Here is a 15840-nt window from a genome sequence, read left to right as displayed (position 1 = left end):
ATGGTTTTAAATATGGGAATTACTATAGTAAATGACCAGGATCATTTGACAATTGCTTAGATGATCCTTATTATTAATAAGAATTTGAAAATAAAATCAACAACCCTCGTTAGGTGAGGCTCCTATATGGAGATACGCTGCTGCCCAGAAATGTCGAAAGACTCCAATGGGTCAACAGAGACCATCGGCTTAAGGTGGTTTTTAATGTAGCTGGATCATACTATCCTATGCCATATAGTGCTAAAGCTCTACGAAGGAGGTTTATTCACTTATATTATTTTATGCTGAACACCCCTTTGTAGAGGGGTGTTTTTTAATGATTCAAGAAATGACAAAGCGTAGTTTTACGGATGAACCAGAAGCGAATTCGAGGCACCCGAATGAAGAGGGCAAGGGCTTAAATAACATGCGTTTTATTCCTTTAAGGAGGTGATGGGGATGTGTAGTGTGGAGAAATCGGAACCCCCTGGTTGGTTAAGGTTAATTGATATTCGAATAAAAAATAGCACGTCCACTTCCCCACACCTAGTGTATAAGTGGGCGGAATAAGGAGGTCCACATATATGGGCACAACAATAACTAATGGCGTTTTCAAGCAGGAAACGACTGGAACACTTATGAAAAAGGGCTTTATCGCTCTTCAAGAAACATACACAGTGAAGGAAGCACTGTCACGTCTTCGGCAAAACGTACGAGATAAAACGAATATTCACTATTTGTATATTGTTAGCACTGATAGCAGGCTAATGGGAGTTTTGTCTATTCGAGAATTACTTGGTGCTACTGATAACGATTTGATAAAAAATATTATGGTGAAGGAAATTACTTCTTTCCCAACGGATTTGGATCAGGAAGAAGCAGTGCATATCTTTCGTGATAAAGACTTAGTTTCAATTCCTGTTATTAATAATAGGGAACAAATTATTGGAGTAATACATGTGGAGGATATCTTAGATGTTATGCAACAAGAAGCGGATGAGGATATCGGAAAACTTTCTGCATCTGGGAAGGAAATTGACTTTCAAACGAGCCCTTTTATAGCCGCTGCGAGAAGACTACCGTGGCTTATTCTTTTATTATTTATCGGACTTATCTCAGGAGGAATTATTGAAAGGTTTGAGGCTACTCTTGAAGCAGTTGTTGCTCTTGCATTTTTCATGCCGATGATTGCAGGGATGACTGGAAATACAGGAACACAATCGCTCGCAGTAGTCGTCCGTGGTCTCGTTTCAGAAGATCTAAATTTCAGTAAAACGTTGAAACTGTTGTTTCGAGAGTTAATTGTCGGAGTGATTATCGGTATTACATGCGCAATTGTTATTGCGATTATTGCATTTGTTTGGCGAGGAAGCCTAACACTGGGTCTCGTTGTGGGCTCGTCACTTCTCGCTACTCTGATTATAGGAACACTTGCTGGGACAATTATCCCGCTCATTTTATACAAGTTTAAAACAGACCCTGCTGTAGCATCTGGACCTCTCATTACAACCATTAATGATATATTGTCCCTACTTATTTATTTTGGCATTGCGACAATGTTCATTTCAAAACTAATGTGAAAATAAATGAAGTAATATATTCAAAACCAAGGAATGCTTTTCTTTCAAGATGGTGAAAGTGACAACGGCTTGTATTTGAGCTACGACGGCCAGTATACTGCCCGCGATGGCTTGTAAAAACATGCTAACGGCCAGTACTCTCAGGACGACGGCTTGTAACAATCTGCTAACCGCCAGTAAAAACAGAAAAGCATCTATTTATGTCCCAAATAGGTGCTTTTCTAGCTGATTTATCCGTATCTGAAAATAATAGAAGTAAAAAGTCACCTTGCTGGAAGCAAGGTGACTTTTTCGATTAATAGGCGCGGCCAAACCAAACGGTATGCTTCGCTTCTTTACCACAGTTTATACAAGTAGACTTCTTAGCTGGTGGGTTAAATGGGATATTGCGTGTCGTAAATTTCGTTTCTTCTTTTACATGTTCTTCACAAGCGTCATCGCCACACCAACCTGCAAGGATCCAGCCTGGAATTTCTCCGTTTTCTGTTGAATCAGCAATATGCTTGATTAATTGTTGCAGTGTGTCTACATGTGTATGGGAATGCATGTCACGGAATGCTCGAGCTTTTTCTAATAAGCGCGTTTGCATCGTCTGTAATGCCCCTTCAATATGGTCAGCTATAGTTGGAAGATCAATAGCTACTTTCTCATCCTCATCGCGAGCTTTTATAAGTGCTTGATTCTTTTCCAAATCACGAGGTCCTAGTTCCACACGGATTGGCACACCTTTAAGTTCCCACTCATTGAATTTATAGCCAGGTGATTGATTAGAATCATCTAGACGCACTCGAATGCCTTTTGCTTTCAATGCAGCAAAAAGTTCATCTAGTTTTTCCATAATTTCAGGATTTTTCTTCCATGGTCCTACTGGAATTAATACAACCTGTGTTGGCGCAATACGGGGAGGTAATACAAGCCCTTGTTCATCGCCATGCACCATAATAACAGAGCCAATTAGACGTGTAGACGTTCCCCATGATGTTGTATGCACAAATTCATGCTTATTTTCTTTATTTAAATACTTAATGTCAAATGCCTCAGCAAACTTTGTACCTAAGTAATGGGAAGTTCCTGCTTGGACTGCTTTCCCATCCTTCATCATTGCTTCGATCGAATACGTGTCCACAGCCCCTGCAAACCGCTCAGAAGGTGTTTTTTGACCGTCGTATACTGGAATAGCCAAAAGCTCTTCTACGATCTCTTTATAAATGTTTAGCATTTGCATTGTTTCTTCACGAGCTTCCTTTTCATCTTCGTGAGCAGTATGTCCTTCCTGCCATAAAAATTCAGAAGTTCGGATGAAAGGAAGTGTTTTCTTTTCCCAACGGAAGACATTTGCCCATTGATTAATCAATACAGGAAGATCCCGATAGCTTTTGATCCAATCACTATATAAATGACCAATCATTGTTTCAGATGTAGGGCGAAGTGCCAAACGTTCTTCTAATTTTTCACCTGCGGCTTCTGTAACCCAAGGAAGCTCTGGTGAAAATCCTTCAATATGATCCTTTTCCTTTTGAAAAAAATTCTCGGGAATCAACATCGGAAAATACGCGTTACGATGTCCCGTTTCCTTAAAGCGTCGGTCCATTTCATCTTTAATATGTTCCCATATTTCATAGCCATCTGGTTTGAATGCGATACAGCCGCGAACGGGTGTGTAATCCATTAAATCTGCTTTTTGAATCGTCTCGATATACCAGCTTGTAAAATCATTTTTCTGTTGATTAGTCATTACTGTTTCCTCCTCATAATAAAAAGCACAAATCTGCCCTTGTTTAAGGACGTCTTTGTGCTGGATAGACGTGGTACCACCTTAGTTTAGCTTAATTAAATATAAGCCCTCTAAAACGTTTGTTAACGAAAACGACTCGGTTATGTTTTCATAACTTCTCCGTGGTAGGTTTCTATAAGAAGGGGTGATATAGCTCTCAGCAAGTTGCTATATTTTCTGTTTCACAATTCTTATTTACTTGGCCACATCAACGAGTTAATATTGCCTATAATATAACAAATACTTGGAGTGAATACAATTCGGTTAAAAGTTTGGACTCCCACCATACGTATATTTTGCAGTAATCTCTTGGTCATAGTCAAACTAAATTGCAAGAGGGGACTGTAAATATATTTTATTGCGCAGTTTTGGCAGATAGCTCGTTGATTTCTCTCTATTCTTTTATTTTCGCGAGCGCAGCATCTAATGCATCGATCACCTTATCACACCAAACGTCAAATTCTTGATCCTCTTTCTGATGCTCAGGATGTTCTAAAATATATTGAATTGTTTGTTTCATACCTTGGTCTAGACGGGTTGTTGCAACAAAATCTGGAACCAGTCTTTTCAACTTTGAATTATCGAACACAACTGAGTTGGCTTTATCTCCTAAAAGTCCACCCGTAAGATCCTCTTGACTGCACGCAGCCAGGAATTCTGATGAAACATGAACAGCGTTGAGTTTCACTCCCAATGCATCAGCGATGATCTCATAAATTTGATTCCAAGTAACGGTTTCATCGGAAGTGATATGTACTGACTCACCAATTGCATGAATATTGCCCATTAAACCGATAAAGCCCTTAGCAAAATCACTATTATGAGTCATTGTCCATAAGGAAGTACCATCTCCGTGGATAATTACCGGCTTGTTCTCCAACATCCGTTTAGCCACTTGCCAACTTCCGTTGGTACCATGTACACCAAGCGGAATGGAACGTTCATCATAGGTGTGACTTGGTCTAATAATCGTAATTGGAAATCCGTTTTCCCGATACTGTTTCATCAAGTAATCTTCACAGGCAATCTTATTTCGCGAATAATCCCAATATGGATTGGATAAAGGTGTTCCCTCTGTAATTCTATAATCTGCTAGAGGGCTCTGATAGGCAGAAGCTGAACTAATAAACATAAATTGTTTCGTTTTGCCATTAAATAATCGATAATCTCTTTCTAATTGAGAAGGTTCAAATGCGATAAAGTCAGCAACGACATCAAACTCGAGGTCTTCAATTAGTTTAGCAACCTTATCTTCATCATTTATATCAGCTGTAATGACATTTACACCAGTTGGTAGCGCCTCATTTCTGTTGCCTCTATTAAGAAGATAGAGTTCGCATCCTTTTTCTAATAATTGTTTCGTAATGGCAGTACTGATCGTTCCAGTTCCCCCGATAAAAAGTGCCTTCATAAATACCCCTCCATAAAATGAGATTTTTAAAAAGTGGGATTAATCTTTCAATTACTTCTTTCTATCATACTTTGTTTCCTCGCTGTTGACTACATAATAAAGCTTTTCACTCTCAAAGTTTTACTATCCTTGTGATCGATAGGTGAGAATATGAAATTTGTGTAGAAAGTGCTGGGATAGATAAGAACAGAAGATTACTTTGTAACTTAAATATAATTAATCAACTAAAAAGTAGAAAAAATAAATCATTTAAGAATAGGAAAGTAAATAACAGGAGGGAAGGTCGAGTAATTATTTATTTTTACCTTAGGTTACTTTGACATAGTAGGCTAGTAATGATATTTATTAGTAATCAAAACTAATTGAAGGCAAGTAGTGATTAGGTAAGATTTAATTTATCTTAGTTTTACAGATTCCTTTCAATAGAAGGGTTCAATCATAGATGAATAGGGGTGTTTTGGAGTGAGGAATCTACTCATAATCTTATTCTTTGCAATAATGTTGGTGGGCTGTAATGTCACTAATAAAAGTGAAGAAGGCGGAAGCATGGAGATGGAAAAGGAGAAACAAGCGGTTGCGATGCAATTATTAAAAGCAGACGAAGCAAATGGGGTCACATTAGAAGATGAGATGTATCAACAATTAGCTGGGCTTGTAGAAGCAAACCCTGATATTGGTGTTACCGATGATTTTAGTATCCATCCAATTGATCTTGTAGATACTAAGGCAGGTGAGAGCGTCCTTTTATTCATAGGAATTAATCGTTTGGAAAAGCCGATTAAAAATATTAAGTTTGAATATACGACAGGCGTGAAGACGAATGGTTCTGTAGACTATGTATTTGATCGTGAAGAGGTCAGCTTATCTGAATCTTTTGCAGGTGTTATTCAGCCAGGGCATGCGATTCCATTTACGATTCCTGTTACTGAAGAGGGGGGAGCACTGCTTCAGTTGATGACAGAGGAAAACAAAGTTGTAAAACTTGAAAATGCTACATTCGAATTGGAAGAATAATTGGTGTGTGTTTAGGGACGAGTGGAGGCCTAAAGACATGAAGAAAATATGGGGGAACGTATCAGAAGTATTAAAACGATCCGCAACAGAAATAAAGACGAATTGGAAGTTCAGTCAACTTATACAAGGAAGAAGCCAAAAGATGAAAATGTATGCTTTAATTTATATGAATACAGGCTTTTTTCCTGTCTACGTAAGTCTATGTTTTGTTTCATTGCTTTATCTTCTTTTTGGTATTATTGGCGGTACTATATTAGGAATAAAGGAGAGTCCATATTGGTTCTTGCTGTTTCTATTGCCAGCCGCAGTACTGCCCTTTATGTATTTTGTACATATATTCATGACAAAGAACTACCCCATTATAAAAGAAGAGTATGTAAAAAAGCATTCTATTCAATTGCCTAAAAGGGAGTAACCTTTCATGAAGAGGTTCTTCGGCGTAATCTAATAATAGCTGCTACTACAATAAAGAAAGAAGGAATGTAAGCAAATTCCTTCTTTTGGTTTCTCATAAATAAGGATAGGATGTACAACGATCCTATTTTAGTTTTTCGATTGTATGATTATTTTACTCTTTAAATGGGCGCTATGCTCTTTTATAGCAAGATGAAATAATTCATAACGCACCCATCTAAGTGGGAATTTAAAAACAAGTTCATTTTCCATATTATAGGTAAGAATATGCCTTTTATTACATTCAATCTTTTTAATGTCATGAAAATTACTACTGTATTGCTTAGCTCCATCCTGCTTTACAAGTGTCGGACCGATAATGGAGATTTTTCTTTTCTTATTCTTTACACTTTCATATAAGCAGTAAGCTCCTCCTAAAATAGTGATAACAATTGCAGGTAAGAGCGGATCTTTAAATCCTGAAGACACTACTCTAAACCAACTAGAGATAAGAATGGCTAAAATAAACCAAGCTCCCTTGCTGAGCTTTGGTGAACTTTCAAAGTAAACAGTGTTTTCATGTGCGCTTTTATAATGCCTTCTTTTTTTGAAAAAAGCCTGTTTATGTTCTTGAATAGTGGCCGAATCAAATTCAACAAAATCGGTATAAGTGACATCTTTTATATTGGCTGCATCATCATCTTCTTCAAAGGCATATCCTCCGGCCCAGCCGACATACATATCCCCTTGTTCCTTAAATCTCATTAAATAATAACGTTCCAACTCTCCGAGGGGATTTTCCGCTTCCACTTTATCAATCACTTGAATATCTTCAGGAAAAAAGGGCTGTTCATTTCCTTGATCAGGTAGGTTGATGATCGTGAAAAAAAGTCTGGTTTTAGCCAAATGTAGTTGTTTTCTTTCAGTTATTGGGTAAAGATGCTCTAGATTCCTTAATTTTAATTCCCAATAGATGTTTTCTGCACTTTCAATATGTTCGGCACATTCTAGTAAAGTACTTTGCTTAAAAGGAAGATTTTTAGATATACATACTAGTAGCGTTTCTGTTCTGATCAATGGGTCTTGAAAATTCAAGGCCTCTTCTAACTCAAAGCCAATAGCTGGAGTATAATAATATTCCATTAAATGAATAAACAATGTCATTCGATTACGGAGAATAAAATAACTATCCTTCCAAGCACTATACGCATGTTTTGTTGAATATTCAGAATCAAACTTTAGGTATTCCTGTTTCTCATTGTGATAGTCTTCAAGTAGGAAAGGGAGAACAACCTCTTTATTATACCCTAGCTCATAACCAGAAGAATTAAAGGCTAATAATAAGCGATAAAGCATGAATTTGTAATGGCTTGAACTAAGTTTTTCCAATGAAGAATCAAGTATTCCTTTCATAAGTACTGGATAGGAAGACAGTGCCCTTACTGGAATAATGAAGTCTTCTGTTTGCATCAAGTTAATGATTTTTTCTTCGAGAAAATAAAAAACTTCCTTGCTCTCTGTCATTATCAAAAGTTCGATTGCCTGTTCTTTCGCATGTAAGTCCAGCCCGTCAAAGTGCTGTATCAGGCTCTCAACTACTTCCCGCATTGGAAAATCACAGACAAATTCGATGAGATAAAAAGAAGGATTATCCCAGCGATCAACACGTTCGGGAAATTTGGAAGCTGCTGTTTTAATCATGTCCTTAAGAACATCTACTTGGATTTCAAGCCCATCTTGATTCTTATACTGATAAAGCTTGCCAAGCGCTTCATATCTTATTTTAGGTTTATCGCTTTTAACTTGTCTTAAAATTTGACGCAACTTTAATTCGATCAAAGTAACTCACCTTGTCTTCCATTTATCTATTTGAATACTATTATAGTTAATTCCCGTGAAGGAGACCATTAATAGTATATCAATTTAATTTATTACTTTCTAAAGATTTTTAACTTTGAGTAGAATGAAAAATATTTTGGTATATAGAAAGAGGGAAATAATCGATGATAAACAATTTATTACCCCGTTTCCAAATCACGCGCTATCGTAAAGTTGCTAGTTGTGAGAAAGATTAACTGCTTCAGATGGGGGCTTTTGCGTGAGCAGTTAATTATGAGATAATGAAAGTATCCAAACATAGCAAGGTGGAGTAAAAGATGAACTTTGTTGCAATAGATTTTGAGACAGCGAATAGTGTACGGTCGAGTGTATGCTCAATCGGCATTGTAAAAGTAAAAAACGGAAAAATTCAAGAAGAATTACATACATTGATCAATCCGTTAAGTGAATTTCATTATTACAATACGAAAATTCATGGCATTACAGAATATATGGTACATGATGCACCTACATTTGAAGAGTTTTGGCCGAGGTTTAAAGGATTTATCGAGAATCAAACGATTATTGCGCATAATGCGAGCTTTGATATCGGAGTGCTTCGAGACTCCTTAGGTAGGATTCATGAAACAGAGCCGAACTTTCAATATGGATGTTCTTACCGTATTGCAAAAAAGGTGTGGCCGAATTTATATAATCATAAGCTTTCTACTGTCGCGAATTATTTAAGTATTAGCCTAAAACATCATGATGCGCTTGAAGATGCCCGTGCTTCCGCAAAGATTATACTTGAGGCGATGAAAAAAACACGAACTAGCTCTATCCAAGAGCTATCTAGTTTGCACAAGCTTAAACTTATTAGCCTTGCTAGTAAACAACCGACTCGTTCAAGGAAAAGTTCGCAAGATTCATCACTAAAAGGAATTGTCCCTGAACATATAATAACGAATACAAAGCATCCATTTTACGGGGCAAACATTGTATTTACTGGTAAAATGATGTCGATGACTAGATCGATGGCTGCTCAATATGCAGTCAATTGTGGTGCTACCTGTAAAGAACGTGTGGATTTAGCGACGAACTTCTTAATAGTGGGAGAGCAAGATTTATACAAATATGTGCAAGGAATTAAAAGTTTGAAAATGAAAAAGGCGGAAGAAATGATGGAGCAAGGATACCCGATTGAAATTGTAGGAGAACAAGATTTTGTTAGATTGGTAAAATAAAAAGGTTGTAGCTAAATCGGATCATTTCGATTTGGCTATTTTATTTTTCATCTCTCTCCATCTTGGTTAATTTAAATATAATGAAGGGCTTCTATTGTCAGATTAGGACATACATCATAGGTACTAATGCGAAGTATAACCTTGATTTTTCTATATAAAAGAAAAATCAGGGTTATTTTTAAATACATCTTTATAAAGTCTTTATATTTTTGTTTTATTCTCTTTGTATAGGAGGGAATAGACGATGAAAAATATTTTAGAATTAGAAACAGTTTCGAAAAAAGTTAGAGGGAAGTATTTAATTCGAAATGTCTCTTTAGAAGTAGAGAAAGGAACAATTTGTGGCTTACTAGGACCCAACGGTGCTGGGAAAACGACGATTATTCGCATGTTGACAGGGCTTATTCGACCGACGGCCGGGGATATTCTTATCCATGAGCAAAGTGTAGTGAAAAATAGAGAGTTTGCGTTAAGAAATGTTGGAGCAATCGTTGAATCACCAATTTTTTTCCCTTATATGACTGGAAGAGAAAACTTAAAAAACTTAGTAAGATTACATGATAATATTCCGAAACGAGAGGCAAATGAAAAAGTTTCAGAGGTATTACAAATTACTGGGATCGAACATCGAGCAGAGGAAAAGGTGCGAACGTATTCATTAGGAATGAAGCAACGGCTAGGGATTGCTCAAGCATTGTTGGGAGATCCTGAATTGCTTATTTTAGATGAACCTGCGAACGGGCTTGACCCGATGGGGATGAGGGAATTACGCGAATTAATTTTAACATTAAAGAATAAATACAGTAAAACTATTTTAATATCTAGTCATCTTCTCGATGAATTGCAAAAAATTTGCAACCAAATTGTGATTATTCGAGAAGGAGAATTAGTATGGACAGGTGAGTTAGACAATGAGCAAAATCTAGAAGATATCTTTATCGAGTTGGTTTCCAAATGAACGAACTAATGATAAGTGAGTGGGAAAGGCTATGGAAACGGAAGGTCACATGGTTAATGGTTGCAGTTCTTCCTATCATGGCTTTTGCTTCGGCAAAATACTATCAAAAGCAAAACAACTCTATTACATCCGAACTTCCTCAATATGCTGTTTTAGGAAACTTCCCAGTACTTGGACTTTCGGAAATGCTCATGACAATTTTTAATATGGTTGTTCTTGTTATTGCTGCTATTATCATTACTGAAGAATATAGATCAGGTCAATTAAGAATGGTGCTCATTCGCACATACTCTTTTCAGCAAATTATCATTGCTAAATTTACTGTATTATTAAGCTTCATTTTTCTATATTTGACTGCTTATTTTATTATTTGTTATGGGATAGGATATGCGATGTTTTCTCATCCCGAGACATATCCACAATTTTATTATGAAGATCAAGTTACTAATATAGAGGGACTCATTTATAATCTGAAATTTTATGGTTTGGCTTTTCTAACATTGATCGCAATGAGTAGTGTTGTGTTTTTCATTGCAACGATCTCCCATTCGACAACGACAACACTTGGAGTAGGAGTTGGATTTTTATTCATTAGCTTTTCCTATCCTAATATCGTCAATATGCTTCAACTGCTATTGAAAAATGAAATTATAATGAAGATAATTTTCACTTCGATTCCAATGATACAGTGGGAAGGTTTAACAATGATGCTCGCAAAATCATCTAGTTTATTAGGTTGGATGTTTCTCATGCTATTAGGTTATATTTTGCTGTTTAATTTATTGACCTTTATCGTCATAAAAAAGAGAAATATATTTTTGTAAGGTGGGGTTAAAAAATGAAAGATATATTATTTAGTGAATACGAGCGAACATTTAAGCGGAAAAAAACAATTATTAGTTTGCTGTTTTATTTTTTCTTACTCCTATTTGAGTGTTTCTTTTTATTTTTAATGGATGGGATTAGTTTCTATAATGCCCAACATTCTGTGCAACTTAATTCAATTAATACAGCACCATTTTTTCTGAGGGAGTTGGGCTTATTTATTAACTTTATTTTAATTCCCATGTTTGTTGTTGATAGCTTTAATGGTGAATATACATCGGGGGCTTTACGTTTAGTATTAATACGTCCTCAAAAAAGATTCGACATATTTTTAGCGAAGTGGATCGTTCAAGCAAGTTTATTTTTGGTAATTATCATTTTTACTTGGGTGATCGCTACTATTTTTGGATTTAGCTTCATGCCACATACAATTGAAACTACCTTTTATCAGACGAATTCGATGACTACTGTTCATGGATTACTCTATACAATAAAATTCTATGGTATTGCCTATTGTATTATTTTAGCTATCATTGGCATTAGTTGTTTTATGAGTATCATTATGACGAACTCTATTCTAGCTTTTATTGGAACGGTTGCTATTTTAATAGGTGGAGTGTATATATCTGATCAACTAAGTTATTTTTTGACTGTTTCGGATTCTATTTTTGCGGCATTAGGAAACGCTGATAGCTATGGATTTTACTTGAGTTTATTTTTACTATTGATCATAAGTCATATAATGAGTATAGGGCTATGGAATAGGAAGCAGTGGATGGGGTGAGTGGTACGTGGATATCAAAGTTTTACTTGTTGATGATGAAGAGGATATCATTGCGTTTATGAAGGATTCTTTACAAGATCAAGGGTACAAAGTGATAACGGCTAACAGTGGTGAGGAAGCAATAGAATCTCTTGTGCATGAACCAAGTATTATTATTCTTGATGTCATGATGCCTGGAATGAATGGATTTGAGCTTTGTGAAATGATTAGAAAAAGCATATCTTGCCCTATCATTTTTTTAAGTGCCAGAGATAGTGAAGAGGATCGAATTAAAGGATTATTAGTAGGTGGCGACGATTATTTAGTTAAACCATTTAGTATGAAAGAGTTACATGCGCGTGTGGTTGCACACATACGTCGTGAACATAGGCAGAGTGGCCAGAATAAGAAACATCTGTACTTTGGTCATTTAATGATCGACTTAGATGGCTATGAAGTTTACTATCAAAATGAAAAAATTGCTTTTACGACGAAGGAGTTTCAAATCATTGAATTGCTTTCCCTTCACCCTGGTCAAGTATTTTCTCGTGAGCAAATATATGAAAGATTATGGGGATATGACGCGGAAGGCGATTCTTCAACCGTTACGGAGCATATTAAAAAGATTAGAGCAAAGTTAACGTATGATGAAATGATCCCGTCTTATATCTCAACAGTATGGGGAGTAGGATATAAATGGGGAAAATAGAGCGACCGATTCGCAGGCAAATTATCTCCTCCTTTTTTCTGATTTTACTATTTAGTATCATTGCGACCATCTTTACTTGGGCGATTATCGCAACACTTTTTATGCTGCACTCCAATCGTATCAATCCGGCCAATTACTATGAAAAGCAAATTCCTACTATTTTACAATATATAGAACAAAGTAACGCTCAGCTTTTGCAGAAGGATCAGAAAAAAGATTTAGAAGAGATGATTCCATTAGAGGGAATGGATTATCAAGTGTTAAATAAAAATGGTACCATCCTATATGGTTCGACTTCCAAGCAATATATAAAGAGCCAAAAAGACCTGTTGAATAGTTTCAATACAAATTTATATGATAAAAATGATATTGTGCAATTTTACCCAATATTTGATAGAAAAAATGAGCAAATCGGTGCAATTGGATTTCGCTATAGTCTTAACTTAGCTTCTTCCAATCCCCAATATAGCTGGCTTATTTTTTCGCTAGGATTACTAGCGTTTGCAAGCCCATTTATATATTTCAGCTTATTTTCCTACCTAATCGGGAGAAGGTTTAGTAAACAAATCGAGGGGCCATTTAATCATTTAATGGAGGGAGCTCGGAAAATTCAAAGTCATGATTTAGATTTTCAATTGATGGAGTCTAAAACGTCGAAGGAATTGAATGAATTGGTACGATCTTTTGAAGATATGAGAATCTCCCTTAAGGCTTCATTACTACGACAATGGCAATTGGAAGAGGAGCGTAAAGAAATGGTGGCGGCGATTGCCCATGATCTAAGAACACCATTAACGATTATTCACGGACATGTAGAGGGATTAATGGATGGAGGAGTTAAAAATCCTGAACGTCTTGATCGTTATTTGAAAACTATTTTTTCGAGTACTCAGCGCTCTATTCGTTTAATCGATCAACTGAATGAAGCATCCGCGATTGGTCGACAAAATTTTATTATGGAACCAAAAGTTGTCAATACCGCTGAGTTCATTCAACATAAGGCAGAAGAATATAAAATGCTTTGTGCAAAGAAAAATATTACCCTAAAAAAGTCTTTTATTTTGTCAGACGAAGCAGAAATGAAGATAAACATGGATCCTTATCGAGTATCCCAAGTGTTGGATAATATCATTACGAATAGCATCCGTTATTGTCCCAAAGATGGCGTTATTGAGTGGATAATAACAAAAGAGCACGACAAAGTCATTCTTGAAATAAGGGATAATGGCCCGGGTTTTCAACAGGAGGAGACTGGACGTGTTTTTAAAAAGTTCTACCGGGGTGACGCGTCTAGGTCTGGAGAGGATTCTAACTTTGGTTTGGGTTTATACATCGCGCAAATGATTGTTAAAAAACACCATGGAGCGATTACGGTTCAGAATCATGCCCAAGGTGGGGCGTATACGAAAATTATCTTTAAAGCGTTGGTAGAGGTAAAGCCGTGAATGTATGAATATAAAAACACACGTCATTGTTTACAATTGAATATATTTGGATGTGTGTTTTTCTGCATATATTATGTGAATGACAAGGAAGCGACGCCCAAAGATAAGGATGACAGACGTATTTATACTAGACATTTCAATAGGAATAGTTGAACATAAAAAAAAGGGTAGTTAGAGAATCAGAGTATATGATCGGTATGACGAATAATAGAATAGTGATAATTAATGTTGATAATTAATGTTGACAAAATACCTAACAGGGTATATCATTTTAATTGTCAGTGATTTACTTATTTGTGAAGATGATTTTTCTGAAAAAAGATATAGGTTATACTTTAACTGACTGTATATGTAATCAAGATAAAGAATAGTAACATCATACGGAAAGGAGAATCACTTTGGAATATAATGATCAAATTAAAAATAGAGTCAAGCGTATGGAAGGTCAACTTAGAGGAATTTTAAAAATGATGGAAGAAAACAAAGACTGTAAGGAAGTCATCACTCAGTTGTCTGCTGTTCGTTCTGCAGTTGATAGAACTGTCGGCGTCGTTGTGAGTTCAAACTTAGTTGAATGTGTGCTTGATGCGGAAAAAAATGGTGAAAACACGGATGAATTAATTAAAGAAGCTGTCAACTTGCTTGTAAAAAGCAGATAAACAAGTAGTAGTTGACATTCTTTTTTTTACTTGTTAATATACCCGTAGGGGTAGAGGTAATAATATTATATGGAGGAATGAAAATGACTATTGATAAAGTATTAGATGCAAAAGGGTTAGCATGTCCGATGCCAGTCGTAAAAACAAGAAAAGCGATAAATGAACTTGAATCTGGTCAAGTATTAGAGATTCATACAACAGATAAAGGTGCTAAAAGTGACCTTACTGCATGGGCTAAATCCGGTGGTCATGAGCTATTAAAACATGAAGAGGAAAATGATGTATTTAAGTTTTGGATTAAAAAGGGTTAATTTTTTATAAAATAAATACCCGTACGGGTAACCGTAATATATTTGTGCGAGGAGGATATGAAATGACAGAAAAGAAAAAGACTACCATTGTATTATTTAGTGGTGACTATGATAAAGCGATGGCGGCCTATATTATTGCAAATGGTGCAGCAGCCTATGATCATGAAGTAACCATCTTTCACACCTTTTGGGGATTAAATGCATTACGTAAAGAAGAAAATATTTCAGTTAATAAAGGTTTTATGGAAAAAATGTTTGGCAAATTGATGCCAAGAGGCGTAGATAAAATGGGACTTTCAAAAATGAACTTTGCAGGTTTTGGTCCGAAGCTGATTAAAGATGTAATGAAAAAGCATAATGCGATACCTCTACCTCAATTAATCGATTTGGCAATAGAACAAGAAGTAAAATTAGTGGCATGTACGATGACAATGGATTTACTAGGACTGCAACAAGCGGAACTGTTAGATAACATTGAATACGCTGGTGTTGCAGCCTATTTAGCTGACGCTGAAGATGGCAATGTCAATCTGTTTATCTAATTAGAGATAGGGGAATCTTCCCCTTTCAGAAAGGGAGGTACAAGACATAGAATTCGTAAATTATATCGTTATTGCGTTATTCTTATTCTTACTCATACATCGTGCTTTGCCAACAAAAGGAGTAAGACAGATAACTACAACCGATTTAAAAAGGGAATTAAATGATAAAAATAAACAATATATTGACGTTCGAACACCTGAAGAATTTAAAGCAAGAAACATTCAGGGATTTAAAAATCTACCACTGCATCAATTAGCACAACAGGCGGTGAGCGAGCTCTCAATAGAAAAAGAGGTAGTCGTCATATGCCAAAGTGGAATGAGGAGTAATAAGGCAAGTAAATTATTAAAGAAACAGGGCTTTAAGCAAGTGACAAATGTAAAAGGTGGTATGGGTGCTTGGCTCTAATAAAAA

At 36.0% G+C, this 15840-nt stretch carries 16 protein-coding genes, 1 riboswitch and 1 other annotated feature; of the genes, 13 read left to right on the top strand and 3 right to left on the bottom strand.

Features of this window, described 5'->3' with window-relative positions; all coding sequences use genetic code 11:
• Positions 1 to 98 precede the first annotated feature (98 nt).
• A riboswitch (M-box (ykoK) riboswitch) is annotated at positions 99 to 266 on the top strand.
• 297 nt (positions 267 to 563) lie between these two features.
• On the top strand, positions 564 to 1559 hold the full coding sequence (mgtE, locus tag BLE01S_RS13725) for a magnesium transporter (RefSeq protein ID WP_066143170.1): 996 nt from the start codon (positions 564 to 566) through the stop codon (positions 1557 to 1559).
• Between the two features lie 295 nt (positions 1560 to 1854).
• On the opposite strand, the gene proS is transcribed toward mgtE, so the two are convergent.
• Both proS and BLE01S_RS13715 read right to left on the bottom strand, forming a co-directional pair.
• The gene (proS, locus tag BLE01S_RS13720; protein ID WP_066143167.1) at positions 1855 to 3294 is read right to left on the bottom strand and encodes a proline--tRNA ligase; all 1440 of its coding nucleotides are present in this window, start codon (positions 3292 to 3294) and stop codon (positions 1855 to 1857) included.
• Between the two features lie 42 nt (positions 3295 to 3336).
• Positions 3337 to 3554 (bottom strand) — a binding site (T-box leader).
• 173 nt (positions 3555 to 3727) lie between these two features.
• Complete coding sequence (locus tag BLE01S_RS13715) at positions 3728 to 4744, bottom strand: SDR family oxidoreductase (protein WP_066143165.1); 1017 nt, start codon at positions 4742 to 4744, stop codon at positions 3728 to 3730.
• Positions 4745 to 5206: 462 nt separating this feature from the next.
• Here BLE01S_RS13715 and BLE01S_RS13710 point away from each other — a divergent pair, with 462 nt between their 5' ends.
• Positions 5207 to 5758 carry a hypothetical protein gene (locus tag BLE01S_RS13710; RefSeq protein WP_066143162.1) on the top strand — a complete coding sequence of 184 codons (552 nt, stop codon included), beginning with the start codon at positions 5207 to 5209 and terminating at the stop codon, positions 5756 to 5758.
• 37 nt (positions 5759 to 5795) lie between these two features.
• On the top strand, positions 5796 to 6173 hold the full coding sequence (locus tag BLE01S_RS13705) for a hypothetical protein (protein WP_066143159.1): 378 nt from the start codon (positions 5796 to 5798) through the stop codon (positions 6171 to 6173).
• Positions 6174 to 6301: 128 nt separating this feature from the next.
• Here the strand turns inward: BLE01S_RS13705 and BLE01S_RS13700 are convergent, their stop codons facing one another.
• The gene (locus tag BLE01S_RS13700; RefSeq protein WP_066143157.1) at positions 6302 to 7990 is read right to left on the bottom strand and encodes a hypothetical protein; all 1689 of its coding nucleotides are present in this window, start codon (positions 7988 to 7990) and stop codon (positions 6302 to 6304) included.
• A gap of 317 nt (positions 7991 to 8307) precedes the next feature.
• Here BLE01S_RS13700 and BLE01S_RS13695 point away from each other — a divergent pair, with 317 nt between their 5' ends.
• The 10 genes from BLE01S_RS13695 (at position 8308) to BLE01S_RS13650 (ending at position 15834) form a co-directional block, all read left to right on the top strand.
• Positions 8308 to 9213: an exonuclease domain-containing protein gene (locus tag BLE01S_RS13695; protein ID WP_066143154.1), complete on the top strand. Its 906-nt coding sequence runs from the start codon at positions 8308 to 8310 to the stop codon at positions 9211 to 9213.
• 244 nt (positions 9214 to 9457) lie between these two features.
• Complete coding sequence (locus tag BLE01S_RS13690) at positions 9458 to 10171, top strand: ABC transporter ATP-binding protein (protein WP_066143151.1); 714 nt, start codon at positions 9458 to 9460, stop codon at positions 10169 to 10171.
• Complete coding sequence (locus BLE01S_RS13685; protein WP_066143148.1) at positions 10168 to 10995, top strand: ABC transporter permease; 828 nt, start codon at positions 10168 to 10170, stop codon at positions 10993 to 10995. Before BLE01S_RS13690 ends, BLE01S_RS13685 begins: the two co-directional genes overlap by 4 nt.
• A 14-nt stretch (positions 10996 to 11009) precedes the next feature.
• Positions 11010 to 11780: an ABC transporter permease gene (locus BLE01S_RS13680; protein WP_066143145.1), complete on the top strand. Its 771-nt coding sequence runs from the start codon at positions 11010 to 11012 to the stop codon at positions 11778 to 11780.
• A 7-nt stretch (positions 11781 to 11787) separates the two neighbouring features.
• Positions 11788 to 12468 carry a response regulator transcription factor gene (locus BLE01S_RS13675; protein WP_066143143.1) on the top strand — a complete coding sequence of 227 codons (681 nt, stop codon included), beginning with the start codon at positions 11788 to 11790 and terminating at the stop codon, positions 12466 to 12468.
• Positions 12456 to 13913 carry a sensor histidine kinase gene (locus BLE01S_RS13670; protein ID WP_066143140.1) on the top strand — a complete coding sequence of 486 codons (1458 nt, stop codon included), beginning with the start codon at positions 12456 to 12458 and terminating at the stop codon, positions 13911 to 13913. The genes BLE01S_RS13675 and BLE01S_RS13670 overlap by 13 nt, the downstream gene beginning before the upstream one ends.
• A 398-nt stretch (positions 13914 to 14311) precedes the next feature.
• Complete coding sequence (locus BLE01S_RS13665) at positions 14312 to 14572, top strand: metal-sensitive transcriptional regulator (RefSeq protein ID WP_066143137.1); 261 nt, start codon at positions 14312 to 14314, stop codon at positions 14570 to 14572.
• An 83-nt stretch (positions 14573 to 14655) separates the two neighbouring features.
• Positions 14656 to 14883, top strand: coding sequence for a sulfurtransferase TusA family protein (locus tag BLE01S_RS13660; RefSeq protein WP_066143134.1), 228 nt, complete (start codon positions 14656 to 14658; stop codon positions 14881 to 14883).
• 62 nt (positions 14884 to 14945) lie between these two features.
• The gene (locus BLE01S_RS13655) at positions 14946 to 15425 is read left to right on the top strand and encodes a DsrE/DsrF/DrsH-like family protein (RefSeq protein ID WP_066143132.1); all 480 of its coding nucleotides are present in this window, start codon (positions 14946 to 14948) and stop codon (positions 15423 to 15425) included.
• A gap of 46 nt (positions 15426 to 15471) precedes the next feature.
• On the top strand, positions 15472 to 15834 hold the full coding sequence (locus tag BLE01S_RS13650; protein WP_066143129.1) for a rhodanese-like domain-containing protein: 363 nt from the start codon (positions 15472 to 15474) through the stop codon (positions 15832 to 15834).
• Positions 15835 to 15840: the final 6 nt, after the last annotated feature.

Source organism: Lederbergia lenta NBRC 16444, assembly GCF_001591545.1.
GTDB classification, from domain to species: domain Bacteria; phylum Bacillota; class Bacilli; order Bacillales; family Bacillaceae_C; genus Lederbergia; species Lederbergia lenta.
This window is presented reverse-complemented; position numbering and strand designations above follow the sequence as displayed.